Origin of the sequence: Kribbella italica (assembly GCF_014205135.1) — a bacterium.
GTDB lineage: Bacteria > Actinomycetota > Actinomycetes > Propionibacteriales > Kribbellaceae > Kribbella > Kribbella italica.
Genome location: NZ_JACHMY010000001.1, coordinates 7747214 through 7763683, shown reverse-complemented (window position 1 = coordinate 7763683; position 16470 = coordinate 7747214). Strand labels below are relative to the sequence as shown.

Annotated in this window: 16 protein-coding genes; 7 read left to right on the top strand and 9 right to left on the bottom strand. The window is 67.2% G+C overall.

What is annotated here, in order from left to right:
- Positions 1-610: 610 nt before the first annotated feature.
- Complete coding sequence (gene mobF / locus HDA39_RS36320) at positions 611-4219, top strand: MobF family relaxase (protein WP_184803041.1); 3609 nt, start codon at positions 611-613, stop codon at positions 4217-4219.
- Between the two features lie 381 nt (positions 4220-4600).
- The gene (locus tag HDA39_RS36315) at positions 4601-4747 is read left to right on the top strand and encodes a hypothetical protein (protein ID WP_184803039.1); all 147 of its coding nucleotides are present in this window, start codon (positions 4601-4603) and stop codon (positions 4745-4747) included.
- Between the two features lie 21 nt (positions 4748-4768).
- On the opposite strand, the gene HDA39_RS36310 is transcribed toward HDA39_RS36315, so the two are convergent.
- The 5 genes from HDA39_RS36310 to HDA39_RS36290 all read right to left on the bottom strand — a co-directional run bounded on the left by HDA39_RS36310 (position 4769) and on the right by HDA39_RS36290 (position 7777).
- Positions 4769-5461 (bottom strand): TSUP family transporter, encoded by a 693-nt coding sequence (locus HDA39_RS36310; protein WP_184803037.1) that lies wholly within the window; start codon positions 5459-5461, stop codon positions 4769-4771.
- Between the two features lie 28 nt (positions 5462-5489).
- On the bottom strand, positions 5490-6863 hold the full coding sequence (locus HDA39_RS36305; RefSeq protein ID WP_202893225.1) for an MBL fold metallo-hydrolase: 1374 nt from the start codon (positions 6861-6863) through the stop codon (positions 5490-5492).
- Between the two features lies 1 nt (position 6864).
- On the bottom strand, positions 6865-7188 hold the full coding sequence (locus HDA39_RS36300; protein ID WP_184803035.1) for a rhodanese-like domain-containing protein: 324 nt from the start codon (positions 7186-7188) through the stop codon (positions 6865-6867).
- A gap of 96 nt (positions 7189-7284) precedes the next feature.
- Positions 7285-7548, bottom strand: coding sequence for a metal-sensitive transcriptional regulator (locus tag HDA39_RS36295; RefSeq protein ID WP_202894415.1), 264 nt, complete (start codon positions 7546-7548; stop codon positions 7285-7287).
- Between the two features lie 64 nt (positions 7549-7612).
- Positions 7613-7777: a hypothetical protein gene (locus tag HDA39_RS36290; RefSeq protein WP_184803031.1), complete on the bottom strand. Its 165-nt coding sequence runs from the start codon at positions 7775-7777 to the stop codon at positions 7613-7615.
- A 373-nt stretch (positions 7778-8150) separates the two neighbouring features.
- Here HDA39_RS36290 and HDA39_RS36285 point away from each other — a divergent pair, with 373 nt between their 5' ends.
- Positions 8151-8768, top strand: coding sequence for a class I SAM-dependent methyltransferase (locus HDA39_RS36285; RefSeq protein WP_184803029.1), 618 nt, complete (start codon positions 8151-8153; stop codon positions 8766-8768).
- A 143-nt stretch (positions 8769-8911) separates the two neighbouring features.
- On the opposite strand, the gene HDA39_RS36280 is transcribed toward HDA39_RS36285, so the two are convergent.
- Together HDA39_RS36280 and HDA39_RS36275 are read right to left on the bottom strand one after the other, a co-directional pair.
- A complete protein-coding gene (locus HDA39_RS36280) occupies positions 8912-9061 on the bottom strand; it encodes a hypothetical protein (protein ID WP_184803027.1) in 150 nt (49 codons plus the stop codon).
- A gap of 422 nt (positions 9062-9483) precedes the next feature.
- Complete coding sequence (locus HDA39_RS36275; protein ID WP_202893224.1) at positions 9484-9948, bottom strand: MerR family transcriptional regulator; 465 nt, start codon at positions 9946-9948, stop codon at positions 9484-9486.
- Positions 9949-10161: 213 nt separating this feature from the next.
- Between HDA39_RS36275 and HDA39_RS36270 the strand changes: the two genes are divergently transcribed.
- Positions 10162-11694 carry a SulP family inorganic anion transporter gene (locus HDA39_RS36270; RefSeq protein WP_184803024.1) on the top strand — a complete coding sequence of 511 codons (1533 nt, stop codon included), beginning with the start codon at positions 10162-10164 and terminating at the stop codon, positions 11692-11694.
- Positions 11695-11727: 33 nt separating this feature from the next.
- On the opposite strand, the gene HDA39_RS36265 is transcribed toward HDA39_RS36270, so the two are convergent.
- Complete coding sequence (locus HDA39_RS36265; RefSeq protein ID WP_184803022.1) at positions 11728-12318, bottom strand: TetR/AcrR family transcriptional regulator; 591 nt, start codon at positions 12316-12318, stop codon at positions 11728-11730.
- Between the two features lie 108 nt (positions 12319-12426).
- Here HDA39_RS36265 and HDA39_RS36260 point away from each other — a divergent pair, with 108 nt between their 5' ends.
- The 3 genes from HDA39_RS36260 to crcB (HDA39_RS36250) all read left to right on the top strand — a co-directional run bounded on the left by HDA39_RS36260 (position 12427) and on the right by crcB (HDA39_RS36250) (position 14927).
- Positions 12427-13836, top strand: a complete 1410-nt coding sequence (locus tag HDA39_RS36260; RefSeq protein ID WP_184803020.1) for an MFS transporter — start codon at positions 12427-12429, stop codon at positions 13834-13836.
- A gap of 327 nt (positions 13837-14163) precedes the next feature.
- Complete coding sequence (gene crcB, locus HDA39_RS36255) at positions 14164-14553, top strand: fluoride efflux transporter CrcB (protein ID WP_202893223.1); 390 nt, start codon at positions 14164-14166, stop codon at positions 14551-14553.
- Entirely contained in the window at positions 14550-14927 is a 378-nt protein-coding gene (crcB, locus tag HDA39_RS36250; RefSeq protein WP_184803016.1) for a fluoride efflux transporter CrcB, read from the top strand. Before crcB (HDA39_RS36255) ends, crcB (HDA39_RS36250) begins: the two co-directional genes overlap by 4 nt.
- 10 nt (positions 14928-14937) lie before the next feature.
- Here the strand turns inward: crcB (HDA39_RS36250) and nhaA are convergent, their stop codons facing one another.
- Positions 14938-16137, bottom strand: a complete 1200-nt coding sequence (gene nhaA / locus HDA39_RS36245; protein ID WP_202893222.1) for a Na+/H+ antiporter NhaA — start codon at positions 16135-16137, stop codon at positions 14938-14940.
- Between the last annotated feature and the right edge of the window lie 333 nt (positions 16138-16470).

Sequence of the window (16470 nt, the reverse complement as noted above, 5' to 3'; positions counted from 1 at the left end):
CCGCACCCCGCGCGGCCCCAGAACCGAATTCCCTTGCTCAACGGTTGTCGACAGGGCCGGCTGCACGGACGACATCCAGGGACTCGTTCGGAAGGCCATCCAGATCGTCCGTCGACAAAGTCGCGGGAGCCCGTCCCGTCGGGAGGGGAGGGTCACCGACACACTTCTTGCATTCAAGGCGTTTCAGCTGCCGAAACGGCGGGCCGGCGGTCTGCTCCCGGGCCGTTGAACCCGACATGCGCGACCGCAACTCCTCCCCAGCCCGCCGCGTTGCCCAGCTGACAGGGGCATGCGCTGACTGCGGCGCCCCGTTCTCCAGGCACAGATCCGACCACCGGTTCTGCTCAGATCCGTGCCGCCTTCGCGCGTGGCGTCGACGGAAATCCATCGAGTCCCTTGGCGAGCAGAGGGCTGATTCTCTTCAACGCGACCTCAGCAATCTCCGCCGGACAGTCCACTCTCTCAAACCCGAAAGCCCGACCTCGGCTGTCGCAGATCAAGCTTCCTTGCTCAAGGCAATTGACTCGATCACAGCACAGGTCGATCGCCTGAAACTGGAGAACTTGCTACTCCATCAGGAGCTGCGCCATCGGCCTTCTCGGTCGTCAGCGTGTTGAGCATCCACCGCTTGAGTGCAGGCGACGGCTACAAGTACCTCATCAAACACATCGCCTCCGCCGACGTCGACCGCCGGATGGCAACCCCCCTCACTGCGTACTACGTCGCCGACGGCTACCCACCAGGCCGGTGGGCCGGACGCGGTCTCCCCGGTCTCGGCAAAGGGCAGATCAAGGCCGGCGACGAAGTCACCGAAGAGCAGATGGCCGCCCTGTTCGGACGCGCACAAGACCCGGTCGACGGCAAACAACTGGGCCGGCCATTCCGCGTCTATCGCTCTCTGGACGAGAGGATCCAGGCACGCATAGCTGATCTCCCAGCAGACCTCTCGGAGGAAGACCGAACGGTCGCGATCGCCGAAGTACGACGTACTGAATCTCGTGTGCGAGCGCGACAAGCCGTGGCCGGTTTCGACCTCACCTTCTCCCCCGTCAAGTCCGTCTCGGCGCTGTGGGCAACCGCCAACGTCGGGGTCAAGGAGCAGGTCGCCGCCGCACACTACGACGCCGTCAACGACATCCTCGACCTGATCCAAGACCAAGCCGTCTTCACCCGGACCGGCGACGGCGGCATCGCCCAGATCGACACCCGAGGCGCCATCGCGACCGCCTTCGACCACTGGGACACCCGAAGCGGCGATCCCCAACTCCACACCCACCTCGTCATCGCCAACCGCGTCCAAAGCAAAGACGGCCAATGGAAGACCCTGGACGGCCGCGTCCTGTTCAGGTCAGCGGTCGCCATGTCAGAGATCCACAACGTCCTCCTCGCAGATGGCCTGACCCGCCGCCTCGGAGTCGACTGGGACCTTCGAGACCGCGGCGAGCAGCGCAATCCGGCGTTCGAGATCACCGGTGTCCCCGATGAACTCTTGCGCGAGTTCTCCTCGCGAACCGAACAGATCGAGTCGAACCTCGAGCATCTCCTCTCGCAACGCCCGAGCACTCCTTCACGGCAGGAGATGTACGCACTCAGGCAGCAGGCGACCTTGATGAATCGCCCTCCCAAGCACCTGGCCAAACCTCTCGCCGACCTCATGGTCGACTGGCGACGCCGCGCAGATCTCACCCTCGGCATCAACGCCAGAAGAGCGCTTGCCGACTGCCTGAGTGACGTCCCTGATCGGCTCCTCGCACATTCAGACCTGAGCCCACAGACGTTGGAAGCCTACGGCGCAACAGTCGTTCTCGCCCTCCAGGCCAAACGCGCCACCTGGACCCGCTGGAACATCCTCGCCGAGGCCGCACGACAGACCCGTCTCCTACGCCTGGCCACCACCAAAGACCGCGTTGCCGCGCTGGAAGCCATCGCCACCACAGCCGAGCACCACTCCATCAACCTCACCCCCGGCGATCTCGTCGACCTGCCCGGCGAACGCCTCCACGGCGAGAGCATCTACCGAGTCCACAACGGCGCGATCTTCACCTCACCCGTCGTCCTCGGCGCCGAACGCCTGCTGCTGGACCTGGCCCAAGACCGCACAGGCCCGACCGCCGCGTTGAAGCTCGATGACCTGAGCGGATTGACCGCTGACCGCCGAGAAGCGCTCACCCGGCTCCTCGACAGCGGCCAGCGCCTCGAAGCCCTCGTCGGACCTGCCGGGACCGGTAAAACCAGCCTCCTCGCAAGCCTCCGCCAAGCCTGGCAGACGACCCACGGCCCAGGGTCGGTCATCGGTATCGCGCCCTCGAGCACCGCCGCCGACGTACTGTCCGGCAGCCTCGGCATCCCGACCGACAATCTCGCCAAATGGATCCACGAAGCCGTCGGCCTCGGCGCCGAACAACGCAACCAACGCATCGCCAACCTCGAACGCGCGGCCAGAATCGCCGAACACCTTCGACGCAAACGGCGCCAGCAAAGGATCCTGACCGGCGTCGCCGCCCTGCGCGCCGAGGCCGACCACTGGCGATTCCACCCCAACCAACTCGTCATCGTCGACGAAGCCTCCATGGCCGGCACCATGGAATTAGCCACCCTCGCCCGCGAAACCTCCAAGACAGGCGCCAAACTCCTCCTGGTCGGCGACGACGCCCAACTCGGCGCCGTCGACACCGCAGGCGCCTTCCGCCTCATCGCCAAAGAGACCGAAGCCGCAAGCCTCCACGAAGTCTGGCGCTTCACCCACGACTGGGAACGCGACGCCAGCCTCGCCCTTCGCGCAGGCGAACTCGGCGTCATCGACGTCTACGAAGATCACGAACGCCTCACTGCCGGCACTCCTGACGACTGCGAAATCAACGCCTACTCCGCCTGGCTCGCCGACACCCGCCGAAACCTCACCAGCCTCCTGATCGCCGCCGACAACGCCACAGTGATCCGTCTCAACGCCCGCGCCCGCCTGGACCGCATCACCACCGGCGAAGTCGAACCCAACGGCGTCCCGCTCCACGACGGCAACGAGGCCGGCGTCGGCGACCGCATCGTCACCCGCCTCAACAACCGCCACCTCACCTACGGCCACAACCAGTTCGTCCGCAACGGCAGCACCTTCAACGTCGTCCGCCACTGGAACGACGGCTCCCTCACCGTCGAAGACACCAACCACCAAACCATCACCCTCCCCGCCGGCTACGTCGCCAACTCCGTCGAACTCGCCTACGCCACCACCGTCCACCGAGCCCAAGGCATCACCGTCGACACCGCCCACCTAGTCGTCACAGAACGCATGACCCGCCCACTCCTGTACGTCGGAATGACCCGCGGCCGCCAGGCGAACCGCGCCTACATCGCCACCCACGAGCCAGCCGGCGACCTCCACGAACCCCAAACCGCCGAAAGCATGTACGAGGTCCTCGCCACCGTCCTTGAACAAGAAGGCATCGAAAAATCCGCCCACGAGACCATGCAAAGCGAACTCGACAACGCCACCAACCTCAGCCAACTCGTCCCCATCCACGAACATCTCTGCCAAATCGCCGCCGGCCAGCGCTACCGCGCCACCATCGACACCTCCACCCTCGACCCCAGCGCCCGCGCAGAACTTCGATCTTCTGCCGCCTACGGCCCCTTGCTCGCCGCCCTACGCCGCGCCGAAGCCGCCGGCCTCGACCCAACCACCACTTTTCACAAGGCTGTCAATCAGGCCAACCTCGACGATGCCCGCGACCTAGCAGCCGTCCTTCATGCCCGCGTCGAACGCATCGTGGCTCACTCCGATCGGCGCCGACGGCAACCACAGCAACTCGTCGCCGGGCTCGTCCGACCAACCAGAACCATCACCGATCCGGCGTTCACCGCGCCCCTCAGAGAACTCGAAGCTCTCATATCCCAACGCGCCGACTGGCTGGCCGAGCAGGCAGAGCAGGGTCCAGAGCCTTGGTACGAGGCCCTGAAGGTACGGCTGACCGAGCAGACGCCCGACGAGGCCCGCGTCCTCGTCCGGGAGATCGCTGCCTACCGCGAGCGGTACGGCGTGCGCGGTGCTGAGCCGCTCGGCTCTGTCCCGCCCGCCCGCGAGCTGGAGCAATCGCTCGTCAGATCGCGCCTGTCCAACATGCTGCGGACGGCCCCTGAGCAGACAGAACACGTTGCCCTCGGACGGTTGACGCCAACCGACCAAGGACACTCATCCAGAGTCCCGAAGATCCCCGGGCGGTGAGCCCAGAAAGTGTAGGCAAGATCGATTGCGTCGAACGGGCTCAAGGTGATTATCCGCTCCCCCACTCTTGATGGCTTCAACCGCCAGCGCCGCCACCTGCCGTTCTTCTCGGCCACCATCCAATGGGGACGCCTTCGGCGCGCTTGATGCAGGTCAGGGTCGTCGTACGGTCGAGCCGTCAGCGCGACGAATCGGCGGTCAGACGTCAGGTGCCTCGGGTTGTGTCAATGGGGATCGTGTGGACGCGGGAAGCGTCCTGCTGCGCATCGTCGACCACGGCGCCTCAGCGCCGCCCGCATCTGGCCGCGGTGCTCCCGACGAGGTGATCGCCCCGCACCAACTCTTCACCGAGCACAGGCATGGCCTGCGTCCGTTCGGGAGATGACCTGCAACGCCGAGGAGCACCTGACGGAGGCGCAGGACCGGGCGTGGCTTGGTGAGGTCCCGGCCTTGGAGGAGTCGCTGATGCACCTGCGGCATCGGCGCGCTGAGGCGTTGTCGCAACTCTCGTCGGCGCGGCCTGTGTGACCTTCGCAGCCGACGACGCGGTCAGATCGTAGTGAGCAGGGTTTGGATGGTGACCAGGGCGGCGATGGCCGCGCCGGTGAAGGCGATGGTGACACCTGGGTCGAGGTGGAGGCCGCCGGTGTGGGCGTGGGCTGCGACGCCGGCGGTGGAGTTGATGACGATGATGACCAGTGAGGTGCCGACGGCGGTGGCCATGGACAGGCCGAGGAGCAGGGTGAGGGCGGGGATGATGAGGAAGCCGCCGCCGACTCCGAACAGGCCGGTGAGGAACCCGACGACGGCGCCGGAGGCGATGGCTTTGGGCAGGCAACTGCGCCAGTTCACGCCGCCGCCGGGCAGCGCGCAGGATCCGCCGGTGGTGCCTGATCCGCGCAGCATCTGGATCGCGGCGGCGATCATCAGCGCGGCGAATCCGAGCAGCACGACGCTCGGCGGCAGGAGCTTGTTGACGGTTGTTCCAGCGAAAGCCGTTGCAGTGCCTGCGGCTCCGAACACCCCCGCGATCCGCCACGCAATCTGGCCCCGCTGACGTAACCGTGGCAGGACGGCGGTGGTCGATGACAACCCGACCACGATCAGCGAGGTCGGCACAGCTGCGGACAAGGGCTGCCCGACGGCGTAAACCAGCGCCGGGACGGCGAGGATTGATCCGCCGCCCCCGAGCAGCCCGAGCAGGGCGCCGATGACGACACCGAGCCCGAGCGCGACGATCACGCCCTGACCTCGTACTGGCCGGGGCCGTTCACGACTGGGGCAGGTCGGCGTCCTCGGCGTGGTCGTAGGCGTCGTTGATGAGTACGACGGGATGGCCGTGCCGGTCGAGGACGGAGGCGGCGATGGAGGCCCGGTAGCCGGAGCCGCAGTACACCCAGACCTCGCCGTCGGGAACCTCGCCGAGACGGTCGGCGAGTTCGTGCAGCGGGATGTGGATGGAGTCGGTGACGCTGCTCTTGGCGCGTTCGTCGTTGCGGCGGGCATCGATCACCTGCACGTCGCGTTCCTTGCGGGCTTCGGCCAGGCCGGCGAAGTCGGTGACCGGATAGGACCGCAACGGCCGTCCTCCGGACAGGGCGGTGATGTCACCGACCGCCGCGCCTGACAGGGCATCGATGCCGATCCGGACGAGTTCGCGGCGCGCGTCGGCGACCTGGTCTTCGGTGTCCCCGATCAGGGTCAGCGGGGTGCCGTAGGTGTAGAGCCAGCCGAGGTAGGTGACGAAGTTGGTGGACAGCTCGAAGGCCAGCGATCCGGCCAGGTGCCCGGCGGCGAACGCGGTCCGTTCGCGCAGGTCGACCACCCATTCGCCTGCCTCCAAACGGCGGCGCAGCTCGTCGGCGTCAACCGGCTCGGGCAACGACAGGTCGACCGGTTCCGGGCCGCGCGTGTTGATGACGCCCATGTGCGCGTAGTACGCCGGGTAGACGTCCAGGCCCGCAAGCAGCGTGTCGACGTAGTCCTGTTCGGCCAGCGTGAGGGCCGGGTTGGTGGCCTGTTGTTCGGCCACGGTCGAGGAGTCGCCGCTGGTCGGGGTCGCTGAGCAGAAGCTCCCAAACCCGTGCGTCGGCAGCACATCGGCGGTCCCGGGCAGTTCCGCGGCCAGGCGCCGTACCGAGTGGAACTGCGCGTGGGTCAGGTCGTCGGTGTGCTCGGGCCCGAGCAGGTCTGTGCGGCCGGTCGCCCCGAACAGCATCGACCCGCCGGTGAACACGGCCTGTATCTCGCCGTCGCCGTCACCGTCGCCGTTGCTGCCGCGCAGTGCGTAGGCGACGTGGTGGTGAGTGTGCCCGGGGGTGTGGATCACCTGCAGCCGGATCGATCCGGTGCTGATCCGATCACCGTCGCTGACCGCGAGCCGCTCGAAGCCGACCTCGTCTCCTGCACCGACGACGTAGGTCGCGCCGGTTACTCGCGCCAACTCCAGGCCGCCGGTGACATAGTCGTTGTGGATATGGGTTTCCAGCACATGAGTGATCCGCACGCCTTTGCGTTCGGCGAGGCTCAGGATCCGGTCGATGTCGCGTTGCGGGTCGACCACGACCGCGACCTCACCATCGCTGGCCAGATAGCTGCGATCGCCCAGGGACGAAGTCTCGATCACCTCGATGTCGATGCCCATCTCAGCTCCCCGTCTCGTCGCCGGTATGGACCGGGTGGCCGGCCTCGATCCACCCGCCGGTACCACCCGCGACCGAGGTCGCATCGACACCGGCCTGGTTGAGGATTTCGGCGCCTTGCTGGCTGCGGCGTCCTGACTGGCACACCACATAGACCGGTCCAGCGCCGGACAGTTCGCCGACCCGGCCGGGCAGGTCGTCGAGCGGGATGTTCACCGCTCCCGGCACGTGCCCACCGGCGTACTCGTCGGCCGACCGCACATCGACCACCTGCCCGGCGGTCTCACGTACGGCGAACTCCTGAACCTCGATCTCGCGAACAGTCATCTCAACTCCTTACCCACACACCCCCGGGGGTATGCGTTCGACGGACCTCCGCGCAGGTCTCGACCGAGACGGACGCGGGGTTGCTGCTGGCCGGTGTCAGGCCAGGGCGAGGAACAGTTTCTCGAGCTGCTCCTCGGTCAGCGGCGGCTCCTCGCCCCGCTCGCGCAGCGCCTGGCAGTGCCGCATCCCGGTGGAAATGATCTTGAACCCGGCCCGGTCCAGCGCGCTCGACACAGCGGCAAGCTGAGTCAGCACCCGCTCACACTCGTCGCCTTCCTCGATCATCGCAATCACCGCGCCGAGCTGCCCCTGCGCGCGCTTGAGCCGCGTCAACGGGTCCTTCATCAACTGGCTGTCCATCTGCACCGCCACCACCTCCACGCCGTACCCGGATTCCGGAAACCACCTAGCCCCGCACAACTGATCAGCGACCGAACAACCGGGCGAAGAACCCGCCGCCACCCTCACCCTTCGGATGACCACCACACCACTGCTCGGCCGGCACTGCCTGCTTGACCTGCGCGACGTGCTGGCCACAGCCCGCCCACGTCGTCTTGCCGCAGCTACGGCACTTCACTGCTCGGCACATCTTGAACTCCTCCGGATCGGCAACCACCCTCAGGGTACCCCCGGGGGTATGCTGGGCAAACTGGGGTCGCCGTGACCCCGGCAACACCCATCAGCGCGGGATCCCCGGCACTGCGCTCCTGACGGAAGGCTCTGCCCATGAATCTCGTAGGTTTCCTCAGCTCACCGGCCGGCCGTGTCGTCCGGGCCATCCTCGGCCTGGCCATGATCGCCATCGGCGTTGTCCTGGGCGGCGGCTGGTACATCCTCGCCGCCGTCGGACTGCTCCCGCTCGCAGCCGGGGGCTTTCGACTTCTGCCTGATCGCGCCGCTGCTGCGCCGCCCGATGGCCGGCAAGAAGTTCCGCGCACACACCACCCAGCCGTGACCCAGCCATGACAGGCAACAACCTGCAACACCCACGTTTCGCGCGCGCGTTCGCCCGGCTGGTCTGCTCCATGGACCGCCGCGGCGGCACCGCGCACCGCCGCGAACTCCTCACCGGGCTGTCCGGCCGCGTGATCGAGGTCGGCGCCGGAACCGGCGCGAACTTCGCCCACTACCCCGCCACAGTCACCGAAGTCGTCGCCGTCGAACCCGACGACCACCTCCGCAGCCTCGCACTCCAAGCCGCCCACAACGCCGACGTGACCGTGCACGTCGTCGCCGGCGACGCCGAACACCTCCCCACCGACGGCGGAGACTTCGACGCCGCCGTGATGAGCCTGGTGCTGTGCAGCGTCCCCGACCAGACCACCGCACTGGCCGAAGCCCACCGCGCACTACGCCCCGGCGGGCAACTGCGCTACTACGAACACGTCCGCTCCACCAATCACCTGATCGCAGCCCTCGAAGACGCCATCACGCCCCTGTGGTCACGAGCCGCGGGCGGCTGCCACCCCAACCGCGACACCACCGCAGCAATCCAGGCCGCCGGGCTCGACATCGAAGACCACCGCAGATTCGGATTCACCGGACTCGCACACGTCCTCGGCAAAGCCACGCGACAGTAACCCGGCCCAGATTCTGCAAACGAGATGCTGGGTACCGGCACTGGCATGAGACAGCACCGGCGCACCACGTCCGCAGCCGCAGCATTGGCGGTCGGCTTGTTCGTTGCCGCAGTCTCAGTACTCGCCCTCACGGCGACTACAGCTCAGGCTGGATCGTCCGCGCTGCAGCAGATCCAGCCGGCCGCAGCGACACCCAGCCCGACCCTCGGCTCGAATACATCGGCCCCGCCGAACCCACCCGGATCCGGCGACGGCGACGCGAACGACTGGTCCGGAATGAAGCTGCTCCCCATCGGCCTCCTCATCCCGATCCTCTTCGCCGGCGGGGTCATCCTCGCCAAACGTCGAGACCGAAAACGCGATGACAGCTCGCCCAACCCACCCTCACCACGCGTCAACTGAATCCGCATCGCCGCTGGCCCCTGCGCCTGACGACCGACCAATGAGGAACACATGGTGCGGGGCCGAAGAGTCCGCCACCTAGCCTGGTCAGATTGACAAGTTCAGTGAAGAAACCTGTCCCAGTTCAGCTCGAATCTTGGACCGCCGGGCATGCCGTGCGACCCCGGGGAGTTGTTCTTCTGCCCGGGCGAGCTCCAGTGCGACCGGCCCGAGGAGATCGAGCGCCAGCCTGCCCATGCAACCAGTGTTGCCCTAGGCAAGCGCTTTGCGCCACCCCACGCAGCGTTGTAGTACTCAGATCGGGCCGAGTCGGCTACTGCTCGGTCCGAATCCGTCTTGAGGAGTGTAGATCGAGGTGCTCCTGCAGCTTGTCGGCGAAGTTGACGGCGACGTCGAGCTGTTCGCGCAGCGCGTCGATGCGCTGGCCGGCGGCCTCGCGGTACATCGTCAGCCGGTCCAGGAGGGCGTCCCGGTCGGCCGGCGTGGCGTCGGCGGACAGGCCGTCGAGCAGGTCGAGGACGTCGGCCATCTCCTCGAGGGTGAACCCAAGCGGTTTCATCCTGCGGATCAGCAGCAGACGCTGCACGTCGGCCTCGGTGTAGAGGCGGAAGCCGCCTTTGGTGCGTGCCGATGGCGGGACGAGTCCGACTTCTTCGTAGTGGCGGATCGTGCGCAGGCTGAGCTTGACCCGGTCGGCGACCTCGCCGATCTGCATGTGCTCACCCATCGCGCTGTCCCCTGCCTCCCTGGCCCTGACGGTTTCCGGCCAGGTGACCACGGTAGGTGCCGTGGGTCCGGGAAGGATAACGGACCTCGCTTCAACTCTACCCTTACGTTCGGGTAGAGTTGGGGTCGTGAGGCGTTCCGGTGCTCCTCACCGCCTCACCCATCTTTCCTGTGACGCGACCTCCTCGTGCTGCCGCCGGCGCAATGACGCGCTGTGCTTGCCCGCCGCGAGGCGTGCCGCCCGTTCTGCTTGTCTGGAGACCGCATGACCTCGCTGGCGCCCGAGTCAGCCACGCCCGAACCCGCCCAGTTCCCCAACGAGGCCGACATCACGTCGGTCCGCGCCGCGTTGCGTTCCCCGCGCCGGCTGCGGATCGAGGTGCTCGGCGGCCTGGTCGTCGCACTCGCGCTGATCCCGGAGGCGATCAGCTTCTCGATCATCGCCGGCGTCGACCCCCGCGTCGGACTGTTCGCCTCGTTCACGATGGCCGTCTCGATCGCGTTCCTCGGCGGCCGACCCGCGATGATCTCGGCCGCCACCGGCGCGGTCGCGCTGGTGATCGCGCCGGTGATGCGCGACCACGGCTTCGAGTACTTCATCGCCACCGTCATCCTGGCCGGGATCCTGCAGGTGGTCCTCGGCGTGCTCGGCGTGGCCCGGCTGATGCGGTTCATCCCGCGCTCGGTGATGGTCGGCTTCGTCAACGCCCTCGCGATCCTCATCTTCCTCGCGCAGATCCCACACCTGACCCACGTCCCCTGGCTGGTCTACCCGCTGGTCGCGGCCGGGATCGTCGTCATGGTGTTCCTGCCACGCATCACCAAGGCCGTTCCCGCGCCGCTGGTCGCGATCCTGGCCGTCACGATCTTCGTCGCGATCACGTCGGTGACCGTGCCGACCGTCGGCGACGAAGGACAGCTCCCCGATAGCCTCCCGTCGCTGTTCTGGCCCGACGTGCCGTGGAACCTCGACACGCTGCGCATCATCGCGCCGTACGCCGTGGCGATGGCGCTGGTCGGGCTGCTGGAGTCGCTGATGACCGCCAAGCTCGTCGACGACGTCACCGACACCCACTCACCCAAGACCCGCGAAGCCTGGGGACAGGGCGTCTCGAACGTCATCACCGGCTTCTTCGGCGGCATGGGCGGCTGCGCGATGATCGGCCAGACGATGATCAACGTGAAGGCCTCCGGCGCCCGAACCCGGATCTCGACCTTCCTGGCCGGCGTCTTCTTGCTGATCCTCGTCGTCGGCCTCGGCGACCTGGTCGGCGACATCCCCATGGCCGCGCTCGTCGCCGTCATGGTCATGGTGTCGGTCGGCACTCTGGACTGGCACAGCATCCACCCCAAGACCCTGCGCCGGATGCCGCGCAGCGAAACCCTCGTCATGCTCTCGACCGTGATCGTGGTGGTCATCACCCACAACCTCGCCATCGGCGTGATCGTCGGGGTCATCGTCGCGATGATCCTGTTCGCCCGCCGCGTCGCCCACTTCACCACCGTCAAGGACGTCGCGCACCCCGACGAGGACACCAAGGTCTACGCGGTCACCGGCGAGCTGTTCTTTGCTTCCAGCAATGATCTGGTCTACCAGTTCGACTACCGCGGCGATCCGGTCAACGTCATCATCGACATGACCGACTCCCACATCTGGGACGCCTCCACCGTCGCCACCCTGGACGCGATCACCACCAAGTACGCCCGCTACGGCAAAACCGTGCAGATCGTCGGCCTCAACGCCTCCAGCGCCGAACGCCACGAGCGCCTCGCCGGCAAACTCGGCGGCGGGCACTGACCCTTGGGGTGAGCGACCCGGCGCCCGGGTCGCTCACCCCAGCACGTCGGCCAACTCGGCCTGCAGTCGCGCGCGGGCATCGGTTGCGCTGTAGGCATCGATCAGCACGTAGTACGCAAGTCCCTCCGTCAGCGCGGCCAACCGGACCGCGACATCACGGGCGCGGCCGGCCAACTCAGGCGCGGCCCGCTCGACCAGGGCCGCTAGATCACGGTGGAACGCCGCGTACAACCGCTGAGTACGCTCGGCGATCGCCGGATCGGCCAGCGCCTGGGCGTTGAAGAACTGCCGCACCCGCAGATGCACCCGCGTCACCTCGTCGTACGGCAGCAACTCCCCCAGCACCGTCGCCAGCACCAACCGCGGATCGGCAGCGCCAAGATCCTGGACCCCGACCAGGTCGCGGATCCGCGCCCCGCTCAACGCGTTGCCCCGCTCGAACGCCGCCTCGATCAGCCTGTCCTTCGACGGGAAATAGTGCTGCACCCGTCCCGCCGACACCCCCGCACGCGCGGCCACCTCGGTCAGCGACACCGCCGCCAGACCACCATCAGCGACCACCCCAAGCACCGCGTCGGCGATCTCTCGCCGACGGTCGTCATGATGTGCTCCAGGACCCCGCAACTCGACCCACCTTTCCAATGTGTCCGCATTGAATTGACCGTTCGAAGTCTACGCGCCTACCGTGAACCAGCAAACCGATGCGACCACATCGATTACGGAGGCGACCGCATGGACCCCGACGAACCCCGCCGATCGCGGTGGATCCTGGCACTGGTCTGCGCCGCACAATTCGTCGTTGTGCTCGACCTGTCGGTCGTAAACGTCGCACTCCCGACCATCGCCACCGACCTGCAGTTCCGCGCCGGCGACGTCTCCTGGGTCGCCAACGGCTACGCCCTCACCTTCGGCGGACTGCTCCTGCTCGGCGGCCGACTGGCCGACCTCTACGGCCACCGCACCGTCTTCATCGCCGGCCTCGCCGTCTTCATGACCGCCAGCCTGCTCGGCGGCCTGGCCACCACCCCAGCACTCCTCGTCGGTGCCCGCGCCGTCCAGGGCATCGGCGCCGCGATCCTCGCACCGGCAACGCTCACGATCTTGACCACGACCTTCACCGAAGGGCCGCCCCGCACCCGGGCGCTGGTCGTGTACGGCGCGGTCGGCTCGATCGGCGGCGCCGCCGGCAACGTCCTCGGCGGCCTCATCACCGAAACCATTTCGTGGCGCTGGATCCTGCTCATCAACGTCCCGATCGGCGCCGGCGCACTGCTCCTCGCAACGAAGGTTCTCCCGGCCGGCATCCGAGGACCCTCAGTGCGCCCTCGGCTCGACGTTCCTGGGGCCTGCCTGGCCACCATCGGAGTCGCCGCGCTGACCTGGGGCGTCACCCAGGCGGAAGCCACATCCTGGAACCACCCCAGCAGCTACCTCAGCCTCATCATCGGCGCGGTGGCGGTCGCCGCCTTCGTCCTGGTCGAGACCAGATTCGCGGCCGCTCCGCTGATCCCGTTCCGGCTTTTCCGCACCCGGACCGTGGCCCTCGGCAACTTCATCGTCCTGCTCGCCGGCGCCTGTTTCCAGATACCGATGTGGTACTTCCTCAGCTTCTACTTCCAAGAAGTCCTCAACTACAACGCACTTCAGACCGGCCTCGCGTTCCTGCCCCACACCCTGCTCGGCATCGGCCTAGGGCTGCGCCTGACACCGATCCTCATGCGGCGCTTCGAACCGCGCACCCTCGTCGCCATCGGAGCACTCATCGACTCCGCCGCGTTCGTCTGGCAGAGCCGGATCACCGCTGACAGCACCTACCTGTCCGGCGTTCTCGGACCAGCCGTAGTCCTCAGCATCGGTGGAGCCTTCTTTTTCACCCCCATCACCTCCGTCGTCATGGCCCGCGTTCCCCGCCACGACACCGGAGCCGTCTCAGGAATCATGAACACCGCCAAACAGGTCGGCGGCGCACTCGGCCTTGCCCTCATCCTCCTGCTCGTCCACCACCAAGGCGCGGCGATCTCCAACTACGGCCGCGCCTTCCTGGCGATCGCCGGTCTCTTGGCTGCCATCGCGGCACTCGCTGCCCTCCTGCCATCGACTCGAGACACCGACAGTGCGACGCCAAGCACGAGCCGCCCGTAGCGAGTGGGTACGGCCGAGCTATCCTGACCGAGTAGCTGTCGCTGTCTCGACAGCTGTCCGGCGGTGGGGCCCGCCGGTACCAACCGCGAGTTACCAAGTTCTCGCCAACGGTCCCTACCTGACCTTCGTCGTGCCTGCGCACGGCGTGATTCCCGATCAGGTAGGAGCCCGATCGCCATGACTGCCAGAGCCTCCCAGCCCTCTGACACCCAGCGTGACCCCGGGGCGACGCAGTGGCACACCGAGCCAACTGACCCCGACACCGCGGTAGGTCCATGGCCACAACCGGTTCCCCGGCAGCGCCAGCGCGACGGCGAGGTTCTCGCGATGATCGCGTTGGGCGGAGCCGCCGGTGCTTGCGCCCGCTACGGCGCAACCGTGTTGTGGCCAGTCGTCCCGGGCACGTTTCCGTGGACAACGTTCTGGATCAACGTGATCGGAAGCGCCACGCTCGGCGTACTGATGGTCGTCCTGACCGAACGCGCGGCCGCACCTCACCCACTGGTGCGGCCGTTCCTCGGCACCGGCGTCCTCGGCGGGTTCACCACCTTCTCGACCTTCGCGGTGGACGCGCAGCAACTTCTGAGCCACCGGCATCTCGCGACCGCACTGCTCTACGTCGTCACCACACTGGTCGCCGGCGGCATCGCGGTGTGGATTGCTGCAGGAATCGCCCGCCGATCTGTCCGGGGCGGATCGCGCAGGAGTCACACGTGACCTGGCTGATGGTCATCGCCGGCGCCGTGATCGGAGCACCTTTGCGGTACCTGATCGACCGCGGCATCCAGACCCGCCACCGCACGCCGTTCCCGTGGGGAACGCTCGCGGTGAATCTGATCGCCTGCGCCGGCCTCGGTTTTCTGACCGGCGCCGCGACCGTCGCCGCGGTACCGCCAGGTCTGCAGCACCTGGTCGGGCCGGGCCTGTGCGCGACGCTCAGTACTTACTCCACGTTCTCCTACGAAACTGTCCGGCTCGTCGAGACAGGGCACAGAGTGACCGCCATCGCCAACGCGATCGGCAGCACGCTGGCCGGGATCGGGTTCGCCCTCCTGGGCTCGCTTCTTGCTGGCGCGGTCCTCGCCCGCTGACCCCGGCAGATCACTCGGCATCTTCGCGTCGTCGTACGGCCATCGCCTTGTAGTGACGGCTCCGTTGCCCAAGCACCAACGCGGCCAGGATCGCGGCGGTCGTCGAGGCGAGCAGCACTGCGGCCTTGGCGTCGGTGAGGTGTGCCGGGTCGGTGTAGGACAGTTCGGCGATCAGCAGCGACACGGTGAAGCCGACGCCGCCCAGGACTCCGACACCGGCGATGTCGATCCAGGCCAGCCCCGGATTGAGGTGCGCCGAGGTGAACCGTGCGGTCAGCCAGGACGCTCCGAAGATCCCGACGATCTTCCCCACCACAAGACCGGCAACGACACCCCAGGTGATCGTGCTGGTCCAGAACCCGTCAGCACCACCCAGAGCGACCCCAGCCGCCATCAGCGCGAACACCGGCAGGGCGACCACTTGCGAGAACGGCCGCAAGACGTGCTCGACATGATGCGACGGCGACACCGCCTGTCCAGCCCTCGGCGTCGTCCGCATCAACATCCCCATCGCGACACCAGCGATCGTGGTGTGCACACCACTGGCGTGCATGGCCGTCCAGATTCCCACCGCTAGCACACCGAACAACAACCAACCAGGCACCACCCGCCGCACCGCCACCGCGGCACCGTCGTCACCGTTCTGCAGCCACCAGAACACCAACAACCCCGTCGCCGCGTAACCCAACGCGGGCAGGCTCAGGTGCGAGGTGTAGGCCACGGCGATGACCAGTACCGCGCACAGGTCGTCGACCGTGGCCAAGGTCAGCAAGAACGTACGCAGAGCGACCGGCAAGTGCCTGCCGACCACAGCCAGGACCGCCACCGCGAACGCGATATCGGTCGCCATCGGCACGCCCCAACCAGACGCCTCCTCGCCGGCGGCGGTCGCGTTGACCACCAGGAAGATCCCGGCCGGCACCACCACGCCGCCCAGCGCCGCGACGATCGGGAGCAACGCTCGACGGGGATCACGCAGTTCGCCGTGAACGAACTCCTGCTTCAGTTCGTTGCCGACGATGAAGAAGAACACGGCCAGCAGCCCGTCTGCCGCCCAGGTTTCCACCGACAGGTGCAGGTGTAGCTTCGACGGCCCGAAGGTCGCCGATCGCAGCGACTCGTAGGCATCAGCCCACGGCGAGTTCGCCCACACGAGCGCCAAGACAGCCGCACCGATCAGCAAGGCACCGCCGGCGACATCGGAGCGCACGGCAGCACGGATTGGTTTGAGGTCGAACAGGAAGGATCTCCAGACAACGAAGGTTCACCGCGAACAGCAACAAGACGCCGATGCGCCTCGCTGCAAGCCTCCGCCCGGAGACGGTCGGCTCAGCGGCCCTTCGGTGGACAGATACCGGTGATCGCACCCCACGTACTCACATACCCGTTCGTGCCGATCGAGCGAAACTCCAACGTCACCCACACGCGAGGCTGAGGCAGACCGCAACACACGGAGACGGGACAGCCGGCAGAACCAGACATCAGCGCCTCCTTTCAGGCCAAGAACGGCGTTTCCGACCTTACCAGCGGCCAGTAGCCTCCC

Bases quoted from the DNA above. Each gene is read 5' to 3' on its own strand.
- HDA39_RS36295 (WP_202894415.1), bottom strand. From the start codon at position 7,548: ATGGACAGCCAGTTGATGAAGGACCCGTTGACGCGGCTCAAGCGCGCG.
- HDA39_RS36260 (WP_184803020.1), top strand. From the start codon at position 12,427: ATGGACCCCGACGAACCCCGCCGATCGCGGTGGATCCTGGCACTGGTC.
- HDA39_RS36270 (WP_184803024.1), top strand. From the start codon at position 10,162: ATGACCTCGCTGGCGCCCGAGTCAGCCACGCCCGAACCCGCCCAGTTC.
- HDA39_RS36285 (WP_184803029.1), top strand. From the start codon at position 8,151: ATGACAGGCAACAACCTGCAACACCCACGTTTCGCGCGCGCGTTCGCC.
- HDA39_RS36300 (WP_184803035.1), bottom strand. From the start codon at position 7,188: ATGACTGTTCGCGAGATCGAGGTTCAGGAGTTCGCCGTACGTGAGACC.
- HDA39_RS36290 (WP_184803031.1), bottom strand. From the start codon at position 7,777: ATGTGCCGAGCAGTGAAGTGCCGTAGCTGCGGCAAGACGACGTGGGCG.
- crcB (WP_202893223.1), top strand. From the start codon at position 14,164: ATGATCGCGTTGGGCGGAGCCGCCGGTGCTTGCGCCCGCTACGGCGCA.
- HDA39_RS36315 (WP_184803039.1), top strand. From the start codon at position 4,601: ATGACCTGCAACGCCGAGGAGCACCTGACGGAGGCGCAGGACCGGGCG.
- HDA39_RS36305 (WP_202893225.1), bottom strand. From the start codon at position 6,863: ATGGGCATCGACATCGAGGTGATCGAGACTTCGTCCCTGGGCGATCGC.
- HDA39_RS36280 (WP_184803027.1), bottom strand. From the start codon at position 9,061: ATGGGGAGCAGCTTCATTCCGGACCAGTCGTTCGCGTCGCCGTCGCCG.